The sequence below is a fragment of the Pseudomonas sp. JAI115 genome, from assembly GCF_014200835.1.
In the GTDB taxonomy this organism is placed as follows: Bacteria; Pseudomonadota; Gammaproteobacteria; order Pseudomonadales; family Pseudomonadaceae; genus Aquipseudomonas; species Aquipseudomonas putida_A.
The window spans coordinates 540,810-560,045 of sequence record NZ_JACHCY010000001.1; the positions used below are offsets into that span (position 1 = coordinate 540,810).

The following is a 19,236-nucleotide window of genomic DNA, read 5'->3' on the forward strand; positions in this document are numbered from 1 at the left end:
AAAAACAACATCAAAAGATCGCAGCCTTCGGCAGCTCCTACAGGTTCAAGTGGTTCAACTGACAGCGGGCATGGGTGAAGGCCACTCGGCCTCATCGATTTGCGCCAGACTCAGGTGCGCCGTCTCCTTCAGAAGCAACGAGCACAGCGCCACGATGCCCAACGCGATCGCTCCGTAAACCGCCACCCCGAACGCGTTGTGATTGTTGGCGATGAGAATTGCCGTGGCCGCACTGGATGCCGTCCCCCCGCCCAGCGCCGCACCGATCTGATAAGCAGCCGACATTCCCGAATAACGCATGTGTCGCGGAAACTGCTCCGCCAGAAACGCGGGAATCGGCCCCTGCGTTGCGCCCATGAACGCACCGATGGCGACGTAGGCGGCGGTTGAAACCAGCAGGCTCTTGAGGCCGACCAGCGGGAAGAACGCAAAAAAACCGAGGGCCATGATCACCGCGCCGAGGATCATTACCTTGCGGCGTCCGATGCGGTCCGAGAGCAAGGCAAACAACGGCGCAGTGATCACAATGGCGATCGACAGCGACAAGTCGAAAACCAGCGCATCGGTGCTGCCATAGCCCAGTTGCGTGGCGTACGACAGAAAGAACGTGCTGCCGATGTAGGCGATGGTCACGTAGCCGAAAGCGATACCGGTGCACAGCAGCATGGCTCTGGGCCGTGCGCGCAGCGCTTCGAGCAACGGCATGCGCACGTGCGTCTGCGGTTCGGCGGGTTGTTCAAGCGGTTTTTGCAAGCGCGCATACAGACCGATCAGCACCAGCACGCCACCGAGCCAGAATGGAATACGCCAGGCGAATCCGGCCAGGTCATCGTGCGCCGCGACACTGACGATGGCGAACACCCCGGCACCGAGAATCCCGCCGATTCCGATGCCCATGCTGGTGAAGCTGCCCCACAGACCACGTCGCCCGGGCGGCGCCGACTCGATGCCGAACAGCGCCGCACCGCCCCACTCGCCACCGGCGGCAAAGCCTTGCACCAGCCTGAGCAGCACCAACAACACCGGTGCGCCAGCACCAAGGGTCGCATAGCCCGGCAGACACCCGATCAACAAAGTGCTCAGGCCCATCAACAGCAGCGTGATCACCAGCATTTTCTGCCGGCCGAGTTTGTCGCCGTAATGCCCGAATACCATGCCGCCAAGGGGCCGGGCAAAGAACCCGGCTCCAAAGGCGCCGAACGCCACCAGCGTCGCGGTCAGCGGGTCCATCTGCGGAAAGAACACCTTGGGAAACACCAGCGCGGCGGCGGTGCCGTATATCACGAAGTCGTAAAATTCCAGGGCGGTGCCCATGCCGGAGACGAAAAACGTCCTCAGCGCAGACGGGGAACCGCTCGTGCGATCAATCTCGGTAGCCATGTGCAATGCTCGTTTTGTTTTTATTGGAGGCAGCGATTCAGAAGCGCAGATAGCCGTTTCGGGCCAGCTGTTTGGGGTTGCCGGCGGCGTATTCGAGGACGCTGTTCTCGGTGTCGATGCCGATGGTCAGCAGAGTTTCCCAGCGTTCGGTCGCCGGCATGCTCAGATCCGGGTGGAAGCAGATCGGCGCGTCTTCGCCCGCCTCGCCGCACATCGCCTCAGCCCTGCGGCTCAGATTGCCGCTGGCCATGTTTTGCAGCGCTGCGTTGACGTGATCGAAACGCGCGTAAGTCGTCGAGGCATCGGGGGTACGCTCGCCGAGGCTCAGTTCGGGATCGAGAAAGTGGTTGGTGTGGGTGATCCAGCCTTCGGCATCGGGCCGCACCACAGCGGTGAAGACCGGCGACATTTCGATGCTCACCGCACGCGAGGTAGAGTCCTCGCGGGAGAACACGGTCAGTACCGTCGAGGCACTGACCCGTGCCGAACGCGCCAGCGCAATCGCCTCCTCAACGCTGCTGGCTTCTTCGAGGATGCGCCGCGCAATCGCGTGCACCGGCACCCCGGCCGACCCGTTGTCGCTGGCGTGATGCAGGATGTTGAAATGCAAGCCCAGCCCGGCGCTGTTGACGCCGATCTTGCCGAGCATGCCGAACTCGGTGAACAGCTTGACCGTCATACCCTTGGCCGTGGTCAGTTGCAGGATCAACCCGTTGGGCACCAGCGAATCGTGCCAGTCCCAGGTCTGAATGGTGCGTGGCGCCCTCGCGCCATTGGGGGCGAACACGGCGGTCGAGCACTCGCCTTCGGTGGACGCAGGCATCACCGCGAGTATCTCGGTGCGGGCATTCAGGCTGGCGAGCTGCCACAGCGGCACGCCAGCGCCCTCAGCAGTGGCGACGATCTCTTCGGCTAGGCTCGGGCACCAGCTTTGGAGGGTTTGCAGACTGGCTTCGCCGATGGTCTGCACCTGTGCCTGAGGCACACCGACCTGATTGAAGAAATCCAGATAGAGCTCGACGGTCTGGCGGATCTGAGCCGCCCAGGTGGCGCCAATCTGTTGCCCGCGAATCTGTGGGTTGCGGGTGTCGGTGACAAAGCAATGAACATTCACGAAAAGGTTTCCTTGGTTACTTTACAGAGAGATGCCGTCAAGGCTTGCGGCGGTAGATTTCGCGCCCGGCAAACCAGGTATTGAGCACTTGGGTGTCGCGCAGGGCCTGCGGCTCGACACTGAACACATCGCGGTCGAGGACGATCATGTCGGCCTGCTTGCCGGGTTTGAGCGAACCGATCCGGTCTTCCAGGCGCAGCACTTTGGCTGCGTTGAGGGTGTAGGCCTGGAACATCGTCTGGCGGTCGATGTCTTCAGCGGCGTTGAGCACGCCTTTCGGGCCTTTGCGGCTGACGGCCTGATAGATCGCCTTCCACGGTTCGGGGGTGGTGATCGGCCAGTCACTGGCACCGGCGATGGTCGCGCCATTCTTGAGCAGCGAGCGCGCGGGATAGGTGTACATGAAGGCCATCGCGCTGACGTAAGGCTTGACCAGATCCATGCTCGACTCGTCGGCAGCGGCCCAGAACATCTGCATCGAGGCGATCACATTCAACGCCTTGAATCGGGCGAATTCCTTTGGGTTGACCATTTGCAGGTGGGTGATCGAATGGGCGATGCCGCTCTGCCGATCCTTGCGCGCCTGCTCGATGCCGTTGAGCGATTCACGTACCGCACGGTCGCCGATGGCGTGGATGTGCACCAGCCAGCCACGGGCATCGGCGGCACTGACCAGCTCGCCGAAGTGCGCCGGGTCGATCAGCAGCTCACCGGTGTTTTTCGAGTTGCGGTAAGGCTCAAGCATCGCCGCGCTTTGCGCCGGCACTTCGGCCACACCATCGGCGAAGATCTTGATCCCCGGCAGAGTCAGGTTGCTGACCCCGAGAAACTGTTGGCGCACCTTGTCCAGCTCATCGAGGTCGGCCGGTCTGGCCTTGGAGTCCGCCATCAGCAGCGCCGCAACGTGAGCGGTGAGTTCGCCGTTTTCCGAGAGTTTTTTGTAGGTCGGCAGCACGCCGAGCGAGGTGTTGGAAACGTCACTGCCGGGGACTTCGTTGGCGAGCGGATCCAGCCACCCGGTGATCCCCAGGCTCTTGTAGTAGTTCAGCGCCGCGCGCCCGCCCGCCAGCAACTCATCAGCCGTCGGCGGCGGCAGCAGGGCCTGCACCGGGTACAGACCGGCATCGACAAGGAAACCATCCGGGCTGCCGTCGGGGTGGTGGCCGATGGTTGCCTGCTCTTCGCCTTTGAGTGCCTTGATCTTTTCAGCCGTCACGCCAGCGCGGTCGAGCATGGCCCGATTGGCCCAACCGGTGTGCAGATCCCAGCCCAGCAGCAGGATCGGCTGGTTCGCCCATTCGCCCTGATTGAAGCGCTGTTCGAGGCCGGCAATGTCGCTCCAGTAAGTCGACGGCAATCCGCCGACACTGAGGAATTCTCCACGCTGCGCCTTGCCGTCCTGACGCCATTTCCGCAGGTGCTGTTCCAGTTGATCAAGCGGCAACAGTTGCCCGTCGAGGTTGGCCTGCAACATCTGCAGACCGCCCTTGATGGTGTGCGAATGCGAGTCGATGAAGCCCGGCATCAGCACCTTGCCGTGCAGGTCGATCACTTGCGTGGCCGCCGTTTTCAGGCGCATCACCTGCGCATCCGTGCCCACGGCGAGGATCTTGCCGTTTTCCACCGCAACCGCTTGCTGCAAGGCTTGGCCGGGTTCGGCGGTGTAGACCCTGGCGTTGTGCAGGATCAGATCGGCGGACGCGAGACTTTCCAGCGAGGCACAGGCCAGTGCCGATGACACCATCAGGGTCAGTAGCTGTTTCATGAGGCTTCTCGTTATTCTTGTTAGGCTGCGAGCAAGCCTATCCAAGCCCTGGCGATAACTGAATGCCACCTCGCGCACAACTTCTGTGCCCAGCAGGAATAGATCAATGGACAAGATGAGTGCCCTGACCATGTTCGTCGCCACCGCCGAACACGGCAATTTCAGCCGCGCCGCCGATGTGCTCGGCAAGACGCCGTCAGCCCTGACCAAAGCCGTGGCGCAGCTGGAAGACGAGCTCGGCACGCGCCTGTTCGACCGCACGACCAGACGCATGGCGCTGACCGAGGCCGGACGGATTTATCTGGACGGTGCGCGGCAGGCGCTGATGCAATTGCAACTGGCCTGCGAAGGCGTCGAACAGCTCAAGCACGAATTGAGCGGCGGCTTGCGCATCACCGCCCCGCCCTCCTTCGCCCCGGCGTTTCTCAACGAAGTCTGCTGCCGTTTTCTCGACGCCCACCCGCAGGTGCATCTGGAAGTCGACTTGAGCGACAGCTATGACGATCCGGTGGATGGCGGTTACGATCTGGCGCTGCGTGACGGCCCGATCGACCTGCCGGGGGTGATCGCCCAACCTATCGTCGAGAATCAGGTGGTGTTGTGCGCCAGCCCGGCGTACCTGGCGCGCAAGGGCAAAGAGGTGTCACTGGACAACTATCAGCAGCACGAGTGGCTGATCTTCCGCCACCCGCTGCTCAACCGGCATTTCTGGTGGGTCAAGCAAGGGGACCGGCGGATTCGCCTGACCCAGCCGAACCCGCGAGTAGCCAGCGACAATTACGACTTCCTGCTGGCATGTCTGCTGAAGGGTCAGGGCCTGCAGTTTCTGCCGCAATGGAGCGCCGCAGCGTATCTGGCGCGCGGTGAACTGGTAGAAGTGATGCCCGAATACTGGCGTGAGCCAAGCGCGTTCGGCCCGTGGATCTACGTGCTGTACCTGGCGCACCGGCGCAGTACGCGCAAGGTCAAAGTGTTTATCGAATTCTTGAAGGCGCACTGGCGCCCACTGTCACAAGGGACGAATGAAAATGGATCTGCCACAGACATGGCGCCAACGCTTCGCTGATATCCGCTACGAACAACAAACCATCGGTGAATCCCGTGCCGACGTGTTCCGCCTCACGCCCGCTGGATCAGACCCGCTGTTCGTCAAATCGGAACCGCGGATTTCCTTTGCCGAATTGCCCGGCGAAGTGCAGCGCCTGCGCTGGCTGGCGGAGCAGGATCTGCCAGCGGCGCGCGTGCTCGACAGCGTCGAAGAAAGCGAGCGCTTCTGGTTGCTGATGACTGCCGTACCGGGGCGTGACCTCGCCAGCAGCGAGCATCTCGCACCGCAGCAAATTGTCTCGCTGGCGGCTAATGCCTTGCGCACCTTGCATGCGCTCGACATCAAAAACTGCCCATTCGATCATCGCCTCGATGCGAAAATCGCCTTGGCCCGCGAGCACCTGCTGGCTGGTTTGATCGATGAAGAAGATTTCGACGATTCGCGCCTCGGCCAAAGCGCCGAAGCGGTGTTCGAGCAGATGCTGGCCGCGCGCCCGCACAGCGAAGACCTGGTGGTGACCCATGGCGACGCATGCCTGCCCAACTTGCTCGCCGACAACGGTCGCTTCAGCGGTTTCGTCGACTGCGGGCGACTGGGGGTTGCCGATCGGTTTCAGGACTTGGCACTGGCAGCCCACAGCATCGCCTACAACCTGGGCGAGCAATGGCTGCCGGTATTTTTCGAGGCTTACGGAGTGCAACCGGATCAGCAAAAAATCGCCTTTTATCAGTTGCTCGACGAGTTTTTCTGAGGCGTATCTCAGCGATGCGGATGCACCGTCATCGCCACCAGTTTGATCACGATCGGCCGCACCACGAGGATGCAAAGGAAAGCCACCGGCATCGCCAGCTTGTAGGCGTGCAAGGCATTACTCAGGTAGTCGTTATCAATCCCGGAGTTGGCAGCGGTGATCACCAGCGACATCAGGAACGCCATGATCGTCGCCATGTACAACGCAAACACGTACGGCGTTGCACGCGGCGACAGCTTGCGCCTGTTGGGATACAAGGCATCGGTAGTGGTTCTTTGATTCATATGGCTTTTCCATCCATTGACAGGGAGCCGGCACCTTAGCAAAGCCCCCTGCCCTCAACTAGACGGCCCGCCACAGGTACTTTATAAAGCACAACTTACGAATCAAACCCACGCGGCGGGACACGGATGAATCTGTTGGCGGCGATTGCCAGTTTTATCAAAGTGGTCGAAGCAGGCTCCATCGTCGGCGCCGCCAAGACCCTGGGCGTCAGTGCGGCCGCGGTGAGCCAGACCCTCAGTCGCCTCGAAACGCACCTCGGCGTTCGCCTGCTGCAACGCACCACCCGCAGCATGGCCCTCACCGAAAATGGTGCGCTGTATTACGAAAAGGTCCGACGCATCGCGGCTGATCTGGAGTCGGCGCAAAGTGCGATCGTCGGCGATGAAAGCGAACTGCAAGGGCGTTTGAGCATCGCCTCCACCAGTGCATTCGGCCGCCACGTCCTGGCGCCGTTACTCGCCAGTTTCGCCGCGCTGCATCCACGCCTGCTGGTCGAGCTGTCGACCACCAACGGCAAAATCAACCACATCCAGGACGGCATCGACCTGAGCCTGCGGATCAAGCCGCAACTGGAAGACGGCATCGTCGCGCGCCGGATTGTTTCCCTGCCGTTCATCTTCTGCGCCGCTCCCGCCTACCTTGCGCGCGCCGGGGTGCCGCAATCACCGCAAGAGCTGCAACACCACGCCTGCCTCGCGTTTCGCTATCCACTGGATGGACGCTTTCTGCGCTGGGGCCTCATCCGCGACGGCCAACGCTACGACGCCCCGATCAACGCCACCGCCATCAGCGACGACATCGATGCCTTGGCGCAAATGGCAGTCAACGGCGCAGGTGTCACGCGCCTGGCCGAATTCGTCGCTGCGCCCTATCTCGAGAGCGGTCAACTGGTGCAACTGTTCGAAGATCTTCCGGGTGAAACCCACGGGCATGTCGAACCGATGGACATCTATGCATGCGTGCAGGAACGTGCAGCGATGACGCCGAAGGTCAGAGCCTTCATGGATTATTTGACGGAGCACCTGAACAGGCGCTGGCCGATGCAAGCCCGTTGATCATGCCTGGCTGATGAATGCAGCGCTCTGTCTTCAAGGCTGCAGATCACCCCCGAGCCATTGGCTGCACGCACTCATCTGCTGGCTAATCCACTCACGAAAAAGCATGGCATTGGCGCTCTGTTCGAAGGGTCGCGGTGACAGCAGGCAATAACTCGAACCGTCGCGAACGAAGCCGAACGGCGCGATCAACTGGCCGGATTTGAGTTCGTCCTGCACCATCAGAAACGACGCCATACCGACGCCCAGCCCGGCCAGCGCGGCCTGAATGCACAGGTAGAAATGCTCGTAATCGACCCGACTGCCCCCTGCCGCGCTGATCCGGGTCTGTCGCATCCAGTTGTCCCACGCCTGCGGGCGGGTCTTGCTGTGCAGCAGGCAGGCGCCGCGCAAATGATCGCCGTCAGGACGACTGGACAGCACGCAAACCGGACCGATCCACTCTTCACAAACAGTCACGGCGTGCACGGTCTCGTCCCAATGGAAATCGTCGCGGCGGATCGCCAAATCCACGCCTGAACGAGCGAAGTCGATCGGTCCGCCGGCCGTCAGCAATTGCACCTGCAACTGTGGGTGTGCGCTGTGGAAGTCAGGCAAGCGCGGGATCAACCACTTCATGGCGATGGTTGGCTCGCAGGACACCACCAGCACATCGTCGTGGACTTCACGCTGCAGGCGATAAACCGTGTTCTGCAATTGCTCGAACATCGGCGCGGTGACGTTGAACAGCAAGCGTCCCGCGTGATTGAGAAAAATCGCGCGGTTACGCCGCTCGAACAATTCGACCCCGATCGCCTCCTCCAGCAAGCGCACCTGACGGCTGACCGCGCCGTGGGTGACGTGCAGCAACTCAGCGGCCTTGACGAAACTCTGGGTCTGGGCGGCGGTGTTGAAGAAGCGAAAGGCAGCCAGCGGAGGCAGGTTCATATAGACGATGATTTCTCACAGTTTTTCGCGACTATAAATCGTTTTTTTTGCCAAAGACACTTCTCCATCATGTCGCCGCTCAGGGCCTGTTAATTCCATCCACGCTGTTGGCGGCGATGCTGCAGGCTCTGTATCTGTGAATTCAAGTAGCGCAAATAACGCGATGGAGCGTAGGGATGAATGAATTGTTTCTGGTAATCGCCATCACTGTTCTGGCGGTGATCAGCCCCGGCCCGGACTTTGCCATGGTCACTCGCAACAGTTATGCCTACGGGCGGCGCAGTGGTTTGCTGGCTGCGCTGGGCATCGCCTGTGGCGTGCAGGTTCATGTGTTCTACACGGTGTTCGGGGTGGCGCTGATCATCACCCAATCGCCGCTGCTGTTCTGGATGATGAAACTGCTGGGTGCCGGCTACCTGGTCTATCTGGGCATCAAATCCTTCACCAATAAATCTGTACTGACATTTGCCGAGGCGAGCGCTTCGGCACCCCGTGCCTGGAAGGTGTTCTGCTCAGGTTTTCTGACCAATGCACTGAATCCGAAAACCATGTTGTTCGTGGTAGCGGCGTACAGTCAGGTGGTGGAGCCAGGCAGTTCGCTGACGTTGAACTTCGCCTATGGCCTGTTCATGTCGGTCATTCATTGGCTGTGGTTCAGCCTGGTCGCGCTGTTTTTCTCCACCGAACGGTTACGCCGGCGCCTGCTGGAAAAACAGCGGCTCCTCGACAAGGTCATCGGGATCGCGTTGATGGGTCTGGCGGCGTGTTTGATCATTCCGGGGGTTGCGCAGTCTTGAGCTAGAGCGTTTATGCTGTCTGGTCTGATACCCGTCAGGTCATTCTCGGCAAGTTCACCATGAGGCCCATTTCATGAGTAAAGCGCCCTACGTACCGCCCAAAGTCTGGAAACACGAAGCCCCGTCCGGCGGCCATTTCGCCAGCATCAACCGCCCGATTGCCGGGCCGACGCATGAAAAAACCCTGCCCGTGGGCAAACACCCGCTGCAGCTGTATTCACTGGCGACGCCCAACGGCGTCAAGGTGACCATCCTGCTGGAAGAATTGCTCGCACTGGGGCACACCGAGGCCGAGTACGACGCGTGGCTGATCCGCATCAACGAGGGCGATCAGTTCTCCAGCGGTTTTGTCGAGATCAATCCGAACTCGAAGATTCCGGCGCTGCTCGACCGTAGCGCACAGCCGCCGATTCGGGTATTCGAATCCGGTTCGATCCTGCTGTATCTGGCAGAGAAATTCGGCGCCTTCCTGCCGAAAGATCCCGCCGGCCGCACGGAAACCCTGAACTGGCTGTTCTGGCAGATGGGCGCCGCACCTTATCTGGGCGGTGGCTTCGGGCACTTCTACGCGTATGCGCCGGAGAAGCTCGAATACCCGATCAACCGCTTCACCATGGAAGCCAAGCGTCAGCTCGATGTGCTTGACCGGCGCCTTGGCGAGAGCCGCTATCTGGCCGGCGACAGCTACACCATCGCCGACATCGCGGTCTGGCCGTGGTACGGGCAACTGGTGCGCAATAACGTGTATTCGGCGGCCGAATTCCTCGCAGCGCAGGAGTACACCCACGTACAACGCTGGGCAGAAGAAATCGCCGAGCGCCCGGCAGTCAAGCGTGGCCAGCGGGTCAATCGCACCTGGGGTGACGAGGCCAGTCAGGTTGCGGAGCGACATCAGGCCAGCGATCTGGACTGACGCCACATTCCCACAAAGATTTGCGCTGGACAGGGGCATCCCGGTTCACAGCAACCTTTGTGGGAGCGAGCTTGCTCGCGAAGGCGCCAAGTCAGTCAACACTGACATAACAGACCTACCGCTTTCGCGAGCAAGCTCGCTCCCACAGGGTATTTGGGTTGGATATGAGAATTTGTGAACCTCAGCAATTACATTGAGACCACACCACCACTGTCGTCAAAGGATCTGCAATGCCTGCTGGAAAACGAGAACTGGCGCGGATCGAGCGGCGCTTGATTGCCACGCTCACCGACGCATGTGAAGCCGCAAAAGCTGAAATCCAGGGCTTTACCTGGCTGACTCACACCGCTGACCTGAACGCATTGGCGGCGACCCTGAATGTCATTTGGGTGTTCGACACCGAAGCCGACAAAAACCTCGCCCTGACTGACGCCAAGGCACGCCTCTTCGAACTGACGGCCACTGCGCTGAGGGAAGCCGATATCGACCTGTCCCCTTCAGAGCGCAACGTGCGTTTCGACTCCGAGGAGGAATGCCAACGTACGCACGGTGGCAACTGGCGTGAGCGTCTGGCGCAAAATACGCGAGGGCAACGGTGACACCCTGCTTTCGATCAGGTTGGCTATCATCGCTCGCAGCAGGCTTCTCTCAGAGACAGTGAAACCATGGAACAGTCCAGACCAGATCCAGATTCCGATTGGGTAGTGCGCAGCACACAGCCGGGGCGGATAGAACGTATCGAAGCCCGGTTTGGCGGCCATGGCTACCACCCACATCGGCACGATACTTACTCGATCGGTCGCACACTCTCTGGCGTGCAAAGCTTTCACTACAAGGGCAGCCTGCGCCACGGCTTACCGGGAAACACCTTGCTCCTGCATCCTGATGAACTGCACGATGGCATGGCCGGGACCGAAGCGGGGTTTCGCTATCGAATGGCCTATATCGATCCGGCTTTGATTCAGCAGGTGTTGAAGGGTGAACCGCTACCCTTCATCGCCGGCGGTCTGTCCAGCGACCCACGCCTGTATCGCGCCAGCGAAGCATTCGTCCAGGCGATGGATTACTCACTTGATCCGCTGGAAGAACAGGACGCCCTGTTTGATCTGGCAATGGCTCTGCGCGCCGTGGCCGGCAAACCTCGCGGGCGCAAACTGCTCGATTACCCGGCAGCCGAGCGCGCAAGGGAATTCATCATGGCTCACCTGCACCAGAGCATTACGCTGGAAATGCTGGAGCACGCCAGTGGCCGTGAAAGATGGAGCCTCTCTCGGGACTTCAGAGTGCTGTTTGGCACCAGCCCCTATCGCTTCGTGACCCTGCGCCGCCTGGATGTATTGCGCACGCTGCTGCTTGACCGATTCTCACTGGTCGATGCCGCCCTGGCTGCGGGTTTTCACGACCAAAGTCATATGACCCGGCACTTCACCCGCACTTATGGGGTATCTCCGTCGCGTTGGCTGGAACGCGTCCTGGGGCAAAGGCAACTTGCAGGATCGTACAAGCATCGCCAATAACCCCTCCGCTAGGCTGACGACTTCTGTCTGATAGAGGATTTGTCATGCCACATACCAGCAAAGTACCAGCACTGCACGCCATCAATCTGGCGCAGAAATCCGCGCTGATCGATCAGCAGTGGAGCCCCCGTGTGGTCGCCGAACTGAATGACTACCAGTTCAAAGTGGTTCGCATCGAAGGTGAATTCATCTGGCACTCCCACCCGGAAACAGATGAGGCCTTTATTGTGATCGAGGGCACGCTGCGGATCGACCTGCCCCATGGCAGCGTATACGTCGAACCAGGTGAGCTGTATGTCGTGCCGCGCGGGATCGAACATCGGACGGCAGCGGAAGGAGAAGCGCGCCTGATGATGATCGAGCCTCGGGGTGTGCGTAACACCGGGCATGAAGGTGGCGAGCGCACGGCTGACAACGACGTCTGGATCTGAGCAGGAGGCGCCGTCAATCTACGATTTGACGGCGCTTTTTTTGAGTGGCGGGCCGTTGGTTGGCCGCTGATTGTACGGGCGTTTTTGTGCTGGGTTTACTGAGCGAGCGCCGCCTCAGACCACCTCTTCGTCAACCGGCATCGAAGCCAGCATTTCAGCGCGGCACACCTCAAGAATCTCGTCAGCCAGCGCGGAATCATCCGGACAGGCACGCGACAGCACAATCGCGCCGACAGCCCGCGACAACAGGTCGATCATTTTCTTCCTCCCCTCGCCCGCCACGGCGTCCGGCCCGGTTGGATATTTGTCTCCGAGGGTCTGCAGGGTGCGCTCGATCCCTTCGGCAAACGTCGTTTTCACCTCATCCGATTGACGCGCCGCGTCGCCACACAGCGCGGCCATGGTGCAACCGCTGCCACGTCCGTCGCGATGTTCTCTTGTCAAATAGACATCGATGAAGCCAGGCGCGTCGAGCGCTTCGGCACCTGCCAGCGACTTGGCGAGACTGCAGGACGCGGCTTCAGCCATCAGGTCGGCCTTGGAGCCGAAATGCTTGTAAAAACCACCGTGGGTGAAACCGGCAGCCGCCATGAGATCCGCCACACCGACGCCGTCAAAGCCACGCTCACGGAACAGCTCGGAAGCGGTCTCGACGATGTGTTCTCGATTGGCCTGCGCCTGGGCCTTGGTCACTCGCACGTGCAGTACCTCGTGTTCATTGGGAATGCTTGCGCCAATCATACATAGATGCTGGTCATAATCAAAACCGTTGACAGTTTAGATTTCGATCATCATCCTAATTGCACGCACACCGATCTCTACCAACGGGCACGGAAGAAATACCAGATGAGTAACCAGACGCTGTTCACCCCTTACACACTTGGCGACCTGACGCTGTCGAACCGCGTGGTCCTCGCACCGCTGACTCGCAACCGTGCAGGCGCAGGCTTTGTACCCAGCGAGTTCGCGGCCACCTATTACAGCCAACGCGCCAGCGCAGGCTTGCTGATCAGTGAAGCCACGCAGATTTCCCGACAAGGTCAGGGCTATCAGGACACGCCGGGGATCTACACGCCGGCACAGATCGACGGCTGGCGCCTGGTGACCGATGCAGTCCATGCCAAGGGCGGAAAAATCTTCCTGCAACTGTGGCATGTCGGCCGCGTGTCGCACGTTGATCTGCAAGAAAACGGCGCCACCCCCGTGGCCCCTTCTGCGCTACGCGCCGCCACCAAAGTCTTCGTCAACAATCGCTTTGAAGATGTCTCGGCGCCGCGCGCGCTGGAGACCAGCGAACTGCCAGGAATCGTCTCGGATTTTCGCCAGGCTGCGGCAAACGCGATTGCCGCCGGGTTTGATGGTGTGGAAATTCACGGCGCGAACGGCTATTTGCTCGATCAATTCCTCAGGGACAGCGCCAACCTGCGAACCGACGCCTATGGCGGCTCGATTGCAAACCGGGCGCGTCTGTTGCTTGAGGTGACCGCGGCCGTCGTCGATGAAATCGGCGCGAATCGCACCGGTGTGCGCCTGTCTCCGGTGTCGCCGGCCAACGGCGTCTCCAGCAGCGATCCGCAGGCGCAATTCGATTACGTCGCCGAGCAACTCGATGCCCTCGGCGTGGTTTATCTGCACGTGGTCGAAGGCGCGACCGGTGGCCCGCGCGACGTGGCGCCCTTCGACTTCGGCGCACTGCGCCAGCGCTTCAAAAACACCTACATCGCCAACAACGGCTATGACCTGGACCTGGCGACTTCGCAGCTCGCCGAAGACCACGCCGACCTGATCGCCTTCGGTCGCCCATTCATTGGCAATCCGGATCTGGTGGAGCGCCTCAAGCAGGGCGCGCCGTTGTCCGCGTTCAATCCCGCCACCCTCTATGGCGGCGGTGCGGCAGGCTACATCGACTACCCGACGCTGGCTGAATCAAGCGTCAGCGCCAACTGAGCGCGTTCTGTTTCTCACACCCTGAAAGAGAGATCCCCCATGAGCACTCGCCCTACTGTTCTGATCACTGGCGCCTCCACCGGCATTGGCGCGGTCTACGCCGAGCGCTTCGCGCAACGCGGCCATGACCTGGTTCTGGTCGCCCGCGACCAGGCACGCCTGGACGCACTTGCAGCTCGTTTGCGCAGCGAACACGACGTCTCCGTCGATGTGATCCCGGCGGACCTGACCCAACTCGCTGATCTGAGCACCGTTGAAAACCGCCTGCGCGAGGACGCCCGTATCGGCATCCTCGTCAATAACGCCGGCGCCGCCCTCTCCGGTAACTTCATCGACCAAAGCACCGACAGCGTTGCGCAACTCGTCGCCCTCAACACCACCGCACTGGTGCGCCTGGCCAGCGCCATCGCTCCACGACTGGTCAAAGCCGGTGACGGCGCGATCATCAACATCGGTTCGGTGGTGGGTCTGGCACCGGAGTTCGGCATGACCGTCTACGGTGCGACCAAGGCCTTCGTCCTGTTCCTGTCCCAGGGACTGAGCCTGGAACTGTCACCTCAGGGCGTCTACGTGCAAGCCGTACTCCCCGCCGCCACCCGTACGGAGATCTGGGATCGCTCCGGCATCGACATCAACACCTTGAGCGACATCATGGAAGTGGGCGATCTGGTGGATGCCGCTCTGGTCGGTTTCGATCGCCGCGAACCGGTAACCATCCCGCCGCTGCACGAAGCGCAACGCTGGGATGATCTGCAAGGCGCACGTCAGGGCCTGATCGGGCAAATCCGTCAGTCTGCGGTTGCCCAGCGCTACCTGGACCCACAGTGATTGTCTGGTAGCGAACACGCGCGGCGGATTCGATGCAGGCGCAAGTCACTGCTTCGAATCCGGCCCGCGATCCGGAGCAGAAATGAATCAAACCCTGGCAAATAACCACACTGGCGCGTCGACGCCATTCAGCAACGCGGCGAACCAGTCGATCACGGTCAACGGCGTGCGCTTCGCTTACCGCGACATCGGCCCTGCTATCGGCGTCCCTCTGGTGCTGTTCAACCATTGGGGCGCTGTGCTGGACAACTTCGATCCCGCGATCATTGATGGACTGGCACAAACCCGACGGGTCATTACCACTGACTATCGCGGTATTGGCGGCTCTGGTGGAACCGCGCCACTGACTGTCGGTGAAATGGCTGACGATGCCATTCAGTTGATCCGGGCGCTGGGGTTGGAAACCGTTGATGTACTGGGATTCTCGCTCGGCGGCTTCGTTGCTCAGGACATCGTCCTGAAGGCGCCTGATCGGGTGCGTCGCTTGATTCTGACCGGTACCGGTCCGGCCGGTGGCAGCGGTATCGACAAGGTCGGTTCGGTGACGTGGCCATTGATCCTCAAAGGCTTGCTGACCTTGCGCGATCCCAAGGTCTACCTGTTCTTCACCTCGACAGCCAATGGCCATCGATCTGCCGCGCAGTATCTGCAACGCCTGAAAGCACGCAAAAACAATCGCGACAAAGGCCCGACACCGAGCGCTTTTCTGCGCCAGTTGAAAGCGATCACCGCGTGGGGCCAACAACCGCCGCAAGACCTCGGACGCTTGCGCATACCCACGCTTATCGTTAACGGCGACAGCGACATCATGGTGCCCAGCGTCAACTCGATGGCGCTGGCCAAGCGTATTCCCAACGCACAACTGGTGATTTATGAGGATGCCGGCCACGGCGGCATTTTCCAGCACTGCGTTGATTTTGTCGCCAAGGCCCAGGCATTCCTCGACGCCTGACGACACGGCGCAGCAGCACCGCAACGCGCCAGCTACCCTCCTTACAACCGTCAAGAGCCGCACTACGATGAAAGCATTTCTGATTGATCGCTATGGAAAGAACACCGGGCGCATCGGCGAAGCGCCTGCCCCAGTGGTGGGTGCCCGTGACGTCTTGATCGAGGTACACGCCAGCAGCGTCAATGTGCTGGATTCGAAGATCAGCAGTGGCGAGTTCAAGCTGATTCTGCCCTATGCATTACCGCTGATACTGGGCAATGATCTGGCGGGTGCGGTGGTTGAGGTTGGCTCACAGGTGACGCAGTTCAAACCGGGGGACGAGGTTTACGCTCGCCCACCGGAAACGCGGATCGGAACGTTCGCCGAATGGATCGCCGTGGACGAAAACGCGGTCGCCCGAAAACCCGCCAATACCAGCATGGCACAAGCCGCGTCCCTGCCTTTGGTCGCGTTGACAGCGTGGCAAGTACTGGTCGAAACCGCACAACTGAAAAAAGGTCAGAAAGTACTGATTCACGCAGGCTCCGGTGGTGTTGGCAGCATTGCCATCCAGTTGGCCAGACACCTCGGCGCCTTCGTCGCCACGACCACCAGCACCGCGAACGTCGAATGGGTCAAGGCACTGGGGGCCGATCTGGTCATCGACTACAAGCAGCAAGACTTCGAAAGCGTCCTGCACGACTACGACGTGGTGTTGAACAGCCTCGGCGCGGACGTATTGCAAAAATCACTCAAGGTCCTGAAGCCCGGCGGCCAGCTCATTTCCATCTCGGGACCGCCCACTGCACAGTTCGCACAAGAACAAGGCTTGTCCTGGCCATTGCAACAGGTCATGCGCCTGTTGAGCTTCGGTATCCGGCGCAAGGCGCGCAAGCAGGCGGTCAACTACACGTTCGTCTTCATGCGGGCCAATGGTGCACAACTGCAAAAAATTGCCACGCTGGTCGAGGAGGCAATCATCCGACCGGTGATTGACCGCAGCTTCTCGTTTGCCTCGACGGCAGAGGCGTTGAAGTACGTCGAGCAGGGGCGCGCCAAGGGCAAGGTCGTCGTTACGCTCAAATGACAACGTGTCCCTCGTCAGCCGGCCGCGTTCGACTCGACCAGATGAACTTCAGTCGCACTGCGACCGGCGCACCAGGCGAGCACCGACGCAATCACCAACACCGCCGCGCTAAGTTCGAAGGTGGCTTTATAACCGCTCAGATCAAACGCCAGTCCACCGACGATGGCCCCTGCGGCGATGGCCAGTTGCACGATGGCCACGAGCAAGCCTCCGCCGGCTTCGGCATCCTCCGGCAGCGTCTGCGCCAGCCATGTCCACCAGCCCACGGGGGCCGCCGTGGCGACCAGTCCCCAGAGTCCGAGCAGCACCGCAGTCAGCAACGGCGAAGCACCGAAGTTGACCAGCGCCAGTGCAATGACCGCCATTATCAGCGGGATAACTGTCAGCGTGCGGTACAGGCCGGTGCCGAGGAATCTTTCGATCACAAAGGTCCCGATAAAACCGGCAAGCCCCAGCCCCAGCAGCATCAACGACAGGGTTGCAACGCTGACTCCGGTGACCCCCTCCAGAAAGGGCCGCAGGTAGGTGAACAGCATGAACTGCCCCATGAAAAAGACGCTGACAGCGACCATCCCCAAGGCGACCGGCCATTGCTTCATCAGCCGCAGGGCGTTGCCGCTACCGGCCTGACGCTCAAGCTTGAAGGACGGCAGACTGATCAGCAGCCACACGGCCGCCAGCGCGGCGACCGGCACCACACAGAAGAACGCGCCGCGCCAGCCTATCAACGCGCCGAGAAAACTCCCTGCCGGAGCGGCGATTACCGTCGCCAGCGCGTTGCCGCCGTTGACAATGGCCAGTGCCCGGGACACTTGGTCAGGCTGCACCAGACGCATCGCGGTTGCCGCCGACAACGACCAGAAACCGCCAATGGCGATGCCGATCAGGGCCCGCCCGAACATGAACGACGGATAGCCCGGCGCGAACGCGACCACCGTACCCGAAACGATCATCAGCAAGGTCAGACCCAGCAACAGCTTCTTGCGCTCGACACGAGCGGCGACCGCTGCAATCACCAGGCTGGTCACCAAGGCGAATGCTCCGGACACGGAAATCCCCTGCCCGGCCTGGCCCTCGGTGATGTGCAGTTCGGCGGCAATCGGCGTCAGCAGGCTGACCGGCATGAATTCTGAAGCGACTAAAGCGAAAGCGGCCAACGACATGGCCAGCACCGCGCTCCAGCCGCGTTGTTCTGTAGAAAGAGAAGTCATTGAAACTACCTGTATTGCGAGAGGCGTCCGGGCGATTGCCCGGACGCACTGTTTTTCACAGTGCCGGGATCGCATCGTCGAATCGCGTCAATCCCGTAATGGTTTGACACATTCTCCCGGTCGATTCACCTCTGCCCTAGTGCATTCCTCTTGAATGCTTGCCTGATCCTCTGAGGATGCAGGGTGGTGTATAGGAATCGCCTGTGCAGCGGATTAGAGTTCGTTCAACAGGAGTTGCCCGACATGATCCCTACCCCGCTGCGCCACCAATCACCTTTGGCGTTGAACATTGACTCGCGCGTGAGCGTAGCGGGCGACTTCGCCACGTCGATACCCGGCCTGTCGCTGTTTCGTCGCGATCAGCCGGCGCCACCGGCCGTGTGCATGATCGAGCCGAGCCTGATTCTGGTGGGCCGTGGGGAAAAGCGCTTGTGGGTCGGCGGTGAGGGTTACCGCTACGACCCTTCGCGGTTTCTGGTCACCTCGCTGGATCTGCCCGCCAATTCCGAAGTAATGCTCGCCAGCCCCGAACAGCCCTGTGTCGGGCTGGTGCTGAGACTGGATGTCGGCATGCTCGCCGAGATCCTCAGCAAAGGTGGCTTGCCTGCGAAACGGCAGCCGTCGACGAACACCGGCGCTGGCATTGGCAACATGTCTTCCGCTCTGGAAGGCGCGCTCGAGCGCCTGCTGACATTGCTCGACGAGCCTGAGGCGATCCCGGTGTTGGCGCCGCTGGTGCTGCGGGAAATCCACTATCGGCTGCTCCATACCGATCAAGGCGCGCGGCTGCGGCAGATCACGGCCGTCGATGGCCAGGGTTATCGCATCGCCAAAGCCATCGACTGGCTCAAGGTCAACTACACCGCGGCGCTGCGCATCGATGAGCTGGCGGCGCGGGTGCAGATGAGCGCACCGACCTTTCACCATCACTTCCGCCAACTCACCGGCATGAGTCCGCTGCAGTACCAGAAATGGCTGCGATTGAACGAGGCGCGCCGGCTGATGTTGATGGAGCGTCTGGACGTTTCGCGAGCGGCGTTTGCGGTCGGCTATGAAAGTCCCTCGCAGTTCAGCCGCGAATACGCGCGCCTGTATGGCACCGCACCCAGTCGTGATATCGCGCTGCTGCGTGGCGACCCCTTCGCCGCAGAAGCGCTGGGCAATACGGCCAGTTGAGCAAAAGAACACGCTTTACCGGTGAGGCGCCTCGCAGCGTTTCACCGTTTATAAAAATGCACGTCAACCGATG

Annotated in this window: 20 protein-coding genes; 13 read left to right on the forward strand and 7 right to left on the reverse strand. The window is 60.9% G+C overall.

Annotation, left to right across the window (positions count from 1 at the left end; translation table 11 throughout):
- Window positions 1-54: 54 nt before the first annotated feature.
- From HDC30_RS02295 to HDC30_RS02305, 3 genes are read right to left on the reverse strand one after another with little or no spacing between them, the layout of a single operon-like run.
- Window positions 55-1,380: an MFS transporter gene (locus tag HDC30_RS02295; RefSeq protein WP_096796441.1), complete on the reverse strand. Its 1,326-nt coding sequence runs from the start codon at window positions 1,378-1,380 to the stop codon at window positions 55-57.
- 37 nt (window positions 1,381-1,417) lie between these two features.
- The gene (locus tag HDC30_RS02300) at window positions 1,418-2,494 is read right to left on the reverse strand and encodes a C45 family peptidase (protein ID WP_183780447.1); all 1,077 of its coding nucleotides are present in this window, start codon (window positions 2,492-2,494) and stop codon (window positions 1,418-1,420) included.
- A 37-nt stretch (window positions 2,495-2,531) separates the two neighbouring features.
- A complete protein-coding gene (locus HDC30_RS02305) occupies window positions 2,532-4,259 on the reverse strand; it encodes an amidohydrolase (protein ID WP_183780450.1) in 1,728 nt (575 codons plus the stop codon).
- A 106-nt stretch (window positions 4,260-4,365) separates the two neighbouring features.
- On the opposite strand from HDC30_RS02305, the gene HDC30_RS02310 reads away from it, so the two are divergent.
- Window positions 4,366-5,325 (forward strand): LysR family transcriptional regulator, encoded by a 960-nt coding sequence (locus HDC30_RS02310; RefSeq protein WP_115989560.1) that lies wholly within the window; start codon window positions 4,366-4,368, stop codon window positions 5,323-5,325.
- Entirely contained in the window at window positions 5,288-6,058 is a 771-nt protein-coding gene (locus tag HDC30_RS02315) for an APH(3')-II family aminoglycoside O-phosphotransferase (protein ID WP_027613036.1), read from the forward strand. The genes HDC30_RS02310 and HDC30_RS02315 overlap by 38 nt, the downstream gene beginning before the upstream one ends.
- Window positions 6,059-6,066: 8 nt before the next feature.
- On the opposite strand, the gene HDC30_RS02320 is transcribed toward HDC30_RS02315, so the two are convergent.
- Window positions 6,067-6,342 (reverse strand): DUF2798 domain-containing protein, encoded by a 276-nt coding sequence (locus HDC30_RS02320; protein WP_027613035.1) that lies wholly within the window; start codon window positions 6,340-6,342, stop codon window positions 6,067-6,069.
- A 126-nt stretch (window positions 6,343-6,468) separates the two neighbouring features.
- On the opposite strand from HDC30_RS02320, the gene HDC30_RS02325 reads away from it, so the two are divergent.
- The gene (locus HDC30_RS02325; protein ID WP_103368586.1) at window positions 6,469-7,398 is read left to right on the forward strand and encodes a LysR family transcriptional regulator; all 930 of its coding nucleotides are present in this window, start codon (window positions 6,469-6,471) and stop codon (window positions 7,396-7,398) included.
- A gap of 33 nt (window positions 7,399-7,431) precedes the next feature.
- On the opposite strand, the gene HDC30_RS02330 is transcribed toward HDC30_RS02325, so the two are convergent.
- Entirely contained in the window at window positions 7,432-8,325 is an 894-nt protein-coding gene (locus HDC30_RS02330) for a LysR substrate-binding domain-containing protein (RefSeq protein ID WP_103368587.1), read from the reverse strand.
- Between the two features lie 176 nt (window positions 8,326-8,501).
- Here HDC30_RS02330 and HDC30_RS02335 point away from each other — a divergent pair, with 176 nt between their 5' ends.
- The 5 genes from HDC30_RS02335 to HDC30_RS02355 all read left to right on the forward strand — a co-directional run bounded on the left by HDC30_RS02335 (window position 8,502) and on the right by HDC30_RS02355 (window position 11,983).
- Window positions 8,502-9,122: a LysE family translocator gene (locus tag HDC30_RS02335; RefSeq protein ID WP_027613032.1), complete on the forward strand. Its 621-nt coding sequence runs from the start codon at window positions 8,502-8,504 to the stop codon at window positions 9,120-9,122.
- Between the two features lie 73 nt (window positions 9,123-9,195).
- Window positions 9,196-10,035, forward strand: coding sequence for a glutathione-dependent disulfide-bond oxidoreductase (gene yghU, locus HDC30_RS02340; protein WP_183780453.1), 840 nt, complete (start codon window positions 9,196-9,198; stop codon window positions 10,033-10,035).
- 230 nt (window positions 10,036-10,265) lie between these two features.
- Window positions 10,266-10,634: a hypothetical protein gene (locus HDC30_RS02345; RefSeq protein WP_096796431.1), complete on the forward strand. Its 369-nt coding sequence runs from the start codon at window positions 10,266-10,268 to the stop codon at window positions 10,632-10,634.
- Window positions 10,635-10,700: 66 nt separating this feature from the next.
- Window positions 10,701-11,552, forward strand: a complete 852-nt coding sequence (locus HDC30_RS02350) for an AraC family transcriptional regulator (RefSeq protein WP_183780456.1) — start codon at window positions 10,701-10,703, stop codon at window positions 11,550-11,552.
- Between the two features lie 44 nt (window positions 11,553-11,596).
- Complete coding sequence (locus HDC30_RS02355; RefSeq protein ID WP_183780459.1) at window positions 11,597-11,983, forward strand: cupin domain-containing protein; 387 nt, start codon at window positions 11,597-11,599, stop codon at window positions 11,981-11,983.
- 114 nt (window positions 11,984-12,097) lie between these two features.
- On the opposite strand, the gene HDC30_RS02360 is transcribed toward HDC30_RS02355, so the two are convergent.
- On the reverse strand, window positions 12,098-12,724 hold the full coding sequence (locus HDC30_RS02360) for a TetR/AcrR family transcriptional regulator (protein ID WP_221303320.1): 627 nt from the start codon (window positions 12,722-12,724) through the stop codon (window positions 12,098-12,100).
- A 105-nt stretch (window positions 12,725-12,829) separates the two neighbouring features.
- Between HDC30_RS02360 and HDC30_RS02365 the strand changes: the two genes are divergently transcribed.
- The 4 genes from HDC30_RS02365 (at window position 12,830) to HDC30_RS02380 (ending at window position 16,776) form a co-directional block, all read left to right on the forward strand.
- Window positions 12,830-13,930 carry an alkene reductase gene (locus HDC30_RS02365; protein WP_183780462.1) on the forward strand — a complete coding sequence of 367 codons (1,101 nt, stop codon included), beginning with the start codon at window positions 12,830-12,832 and terminating at the stop codon, window positions 13,928-13,930.
- A gap of 39 nt (window positions 13,931-13,969) precedes the next feature.
- A complete protein-coding gene (locus HDC30_RS02370) occupies window positions 13,970-14,758 on the forward strand; it encodes an SDR family oxidoreductase (protein WP_115989555.1) in 789 nt (262 codons plus the stop codon).
- 82 nt (window positions 14,759-14,840) lie between these two features.
- Window positions 14,841-15,710: an alpha/beta fold hydrolase gene (locus tag HDC30_RS02375; protein ID WP_183780465.1), complete on the forward strand. Its 870-nt coding sequence runs from the start codon at window positions 14,841-14,843 to the stop codon at window positions 15,708-15,710.
- 67 nt (window positions 15,711-15,777) lie between these two features.
- On the forward strand, window positions 15,778-16,776 hold the full coding sequence (locus HDC30_RS02380) for an NADP-dependent oxidoreductase (protein ID WP_183781317.1): 999 nt from the start codon (window positions 15,778-15,780) through the stop codon (window positions 16,774-16,776).
- A 14-nt stretch (window positions 16,777-16,790) separates the two neighbouring features.
- Here the strand turns inward: HDC30_RS02380 and HDC30_RS02385 are convergent, their stop codons facing one another.
- Window positions 16,791-17,987: an MFS transporter gene (locus HDC30_RS02385; RefSeq protein ID WP_183780468.1), complete on the reverse strand. Its 1,197-nt coding sequence runs from the start codon at window positions 17,985-17,987 to the stop codon at window positions 16,791-16,793.
- Window positions 17,988-18,230: 243 nt separating this feature from the next.
- Between HDC30_RS02385 and HDC30_RS02390 the strand changes: the two genes are divergently transcribed.
- Window positions 18,231-19,163 (forward strand): AraC family transcriptional regulator, encoded by a 933-nt coding sequence (locus HDC30_RS02390; RefSeq protein WP_183780471.1) that lies wholly within the window; start codon window positions 18,231-18,233, stop codon window positions 19,161-19,163.
- Window positions 19,164-19,236: the final 73 nt, after the last annotated feature.

Coding starts and splice junctions, on each gene's coding strand:
- HDC30_RS02295 (WP_096796441.1), bottom strand. CDS start 1,380: ATGGCTACCGAGATTGATCGCACGAGCGGTTCCCCGTCTGCGCTGAGG.
- HDC30_RS02305 (WP_183780450.1), bottom strand. CDS start 4,259: ATGAAACAGCTACTGACCCTGATGGTGTCATCGGCACTGGCCTGTGCC.
- HDC30_RS02310 (WP_115989560.1), top strand. CDS start 4,366: ATGGACAAGATGAGTGCCCTGACCATGTTCGTCGCCACCGCCGAACAC.
- HDC30_RS02315 (WP_027613036.1), top strand. CDS start 5,288: ATGGATCTGCCACAGACATGGCGCCAACGCTTCGCTGATATCCGCTAC.
- HDC30_RS02320 (WP_027613035.1), bottom strand. CDS start 6,342: ATGAATCAAAGAACCACTACCGATGCCTTGTATCCCAACAGGCGCAAG.
- HDC30_RS02325 (WP_103368586.1), top strand. CDS start 6,469: ATGAATCTGTTGGCGGCGATTGCCAGTTTTATCAAAGTGGTCGAAGCA.
- HDC30_RS02330 (WP_103368587.1), bottom strand. CDS start 8,325: ATGAACCTGCCTCCGCTGGCTGCCTTTCGCTTCTTCAACACCGCCGCC.
- HDC30_RS02335 (WP_027613032.1), top strand. CDS start 8,502: ATGAATGAATTGTTTCTGGTAATCGCCATCACTGTTCTGGCGGTGATC.
- yghU (WP_183780453.1), top strand. CDS start 9,196: ATGAGTAAAGCGCCCTACGTACCGCCCAAAGTCTGGAAACACGAAGCC.
- HDC30_RS02345 (WP_096796431.1), top strand. CDS start 10,266: ATGCCTGCTGGAAAACGAGAACTGGCGCGGATCGAGCGGCGCTTGATT.
- HDC30_RS02350 (WP_183780456.1), top strand. CDS start 10,701: ATGGAACAGTCCAGACCAGATCCAGATTCCGATTGGGTAGTGCGCAGC.
- HDC30_RS02355 (WP_183780459.1), top strand. CDS start 11,597: ATGCCACATACCAGCAAAGTACCAGCACTGCACGCCATCAATCTGGCG.
- HDC30_RS02360 (WP_221303320.1), bottom strand. CDS start 12,724: ATGATTGGCGCAAGCATTCCCAATGAACACGAGGTACTGCACGTGCGA.
- HDC30_RS02365 (WP_183780462.1), top strand. CDS start 12,830: ATGAGTAACCAGACGCTGTTCACCCCTTACACACTTGGCGACCTGACG.
- HDC30_RS02370 (WP_115989555.1), top strand. CDS start 13,970: ATGAGCACTCGCCCTACTGTTCTGATCACTGGCGCCTCCACCGGCATT.
- HDC30_RS02375 (WP_183780465.1), top strand. CDS start 14,841: ATGAATCAAACCCTGGCAAATAACCACACTGGCGCGTCGACGCCATTC.
- HDC30_RS02380 (WP_183781317.1), top strand. CDS start 15,778: ATGAAAGCATTTCTGATTGATCGCTATGGAAAGAACACCGGGCGCATC.
- HDC30_RS02385 (WP_183780468.1), bottom strand. CDS start 17,987: ATGACTTCTCTTTCTACAGAACAACGCGGCTGGAGCGCGGTGCTGGCC.
- HDC30_RS02390 (WP_183780471.1), top strand. CDS start 18,231: ATGATCCCTACCCCGCTGCGCCACCAATCACCTTTGGCGTTGAACATT.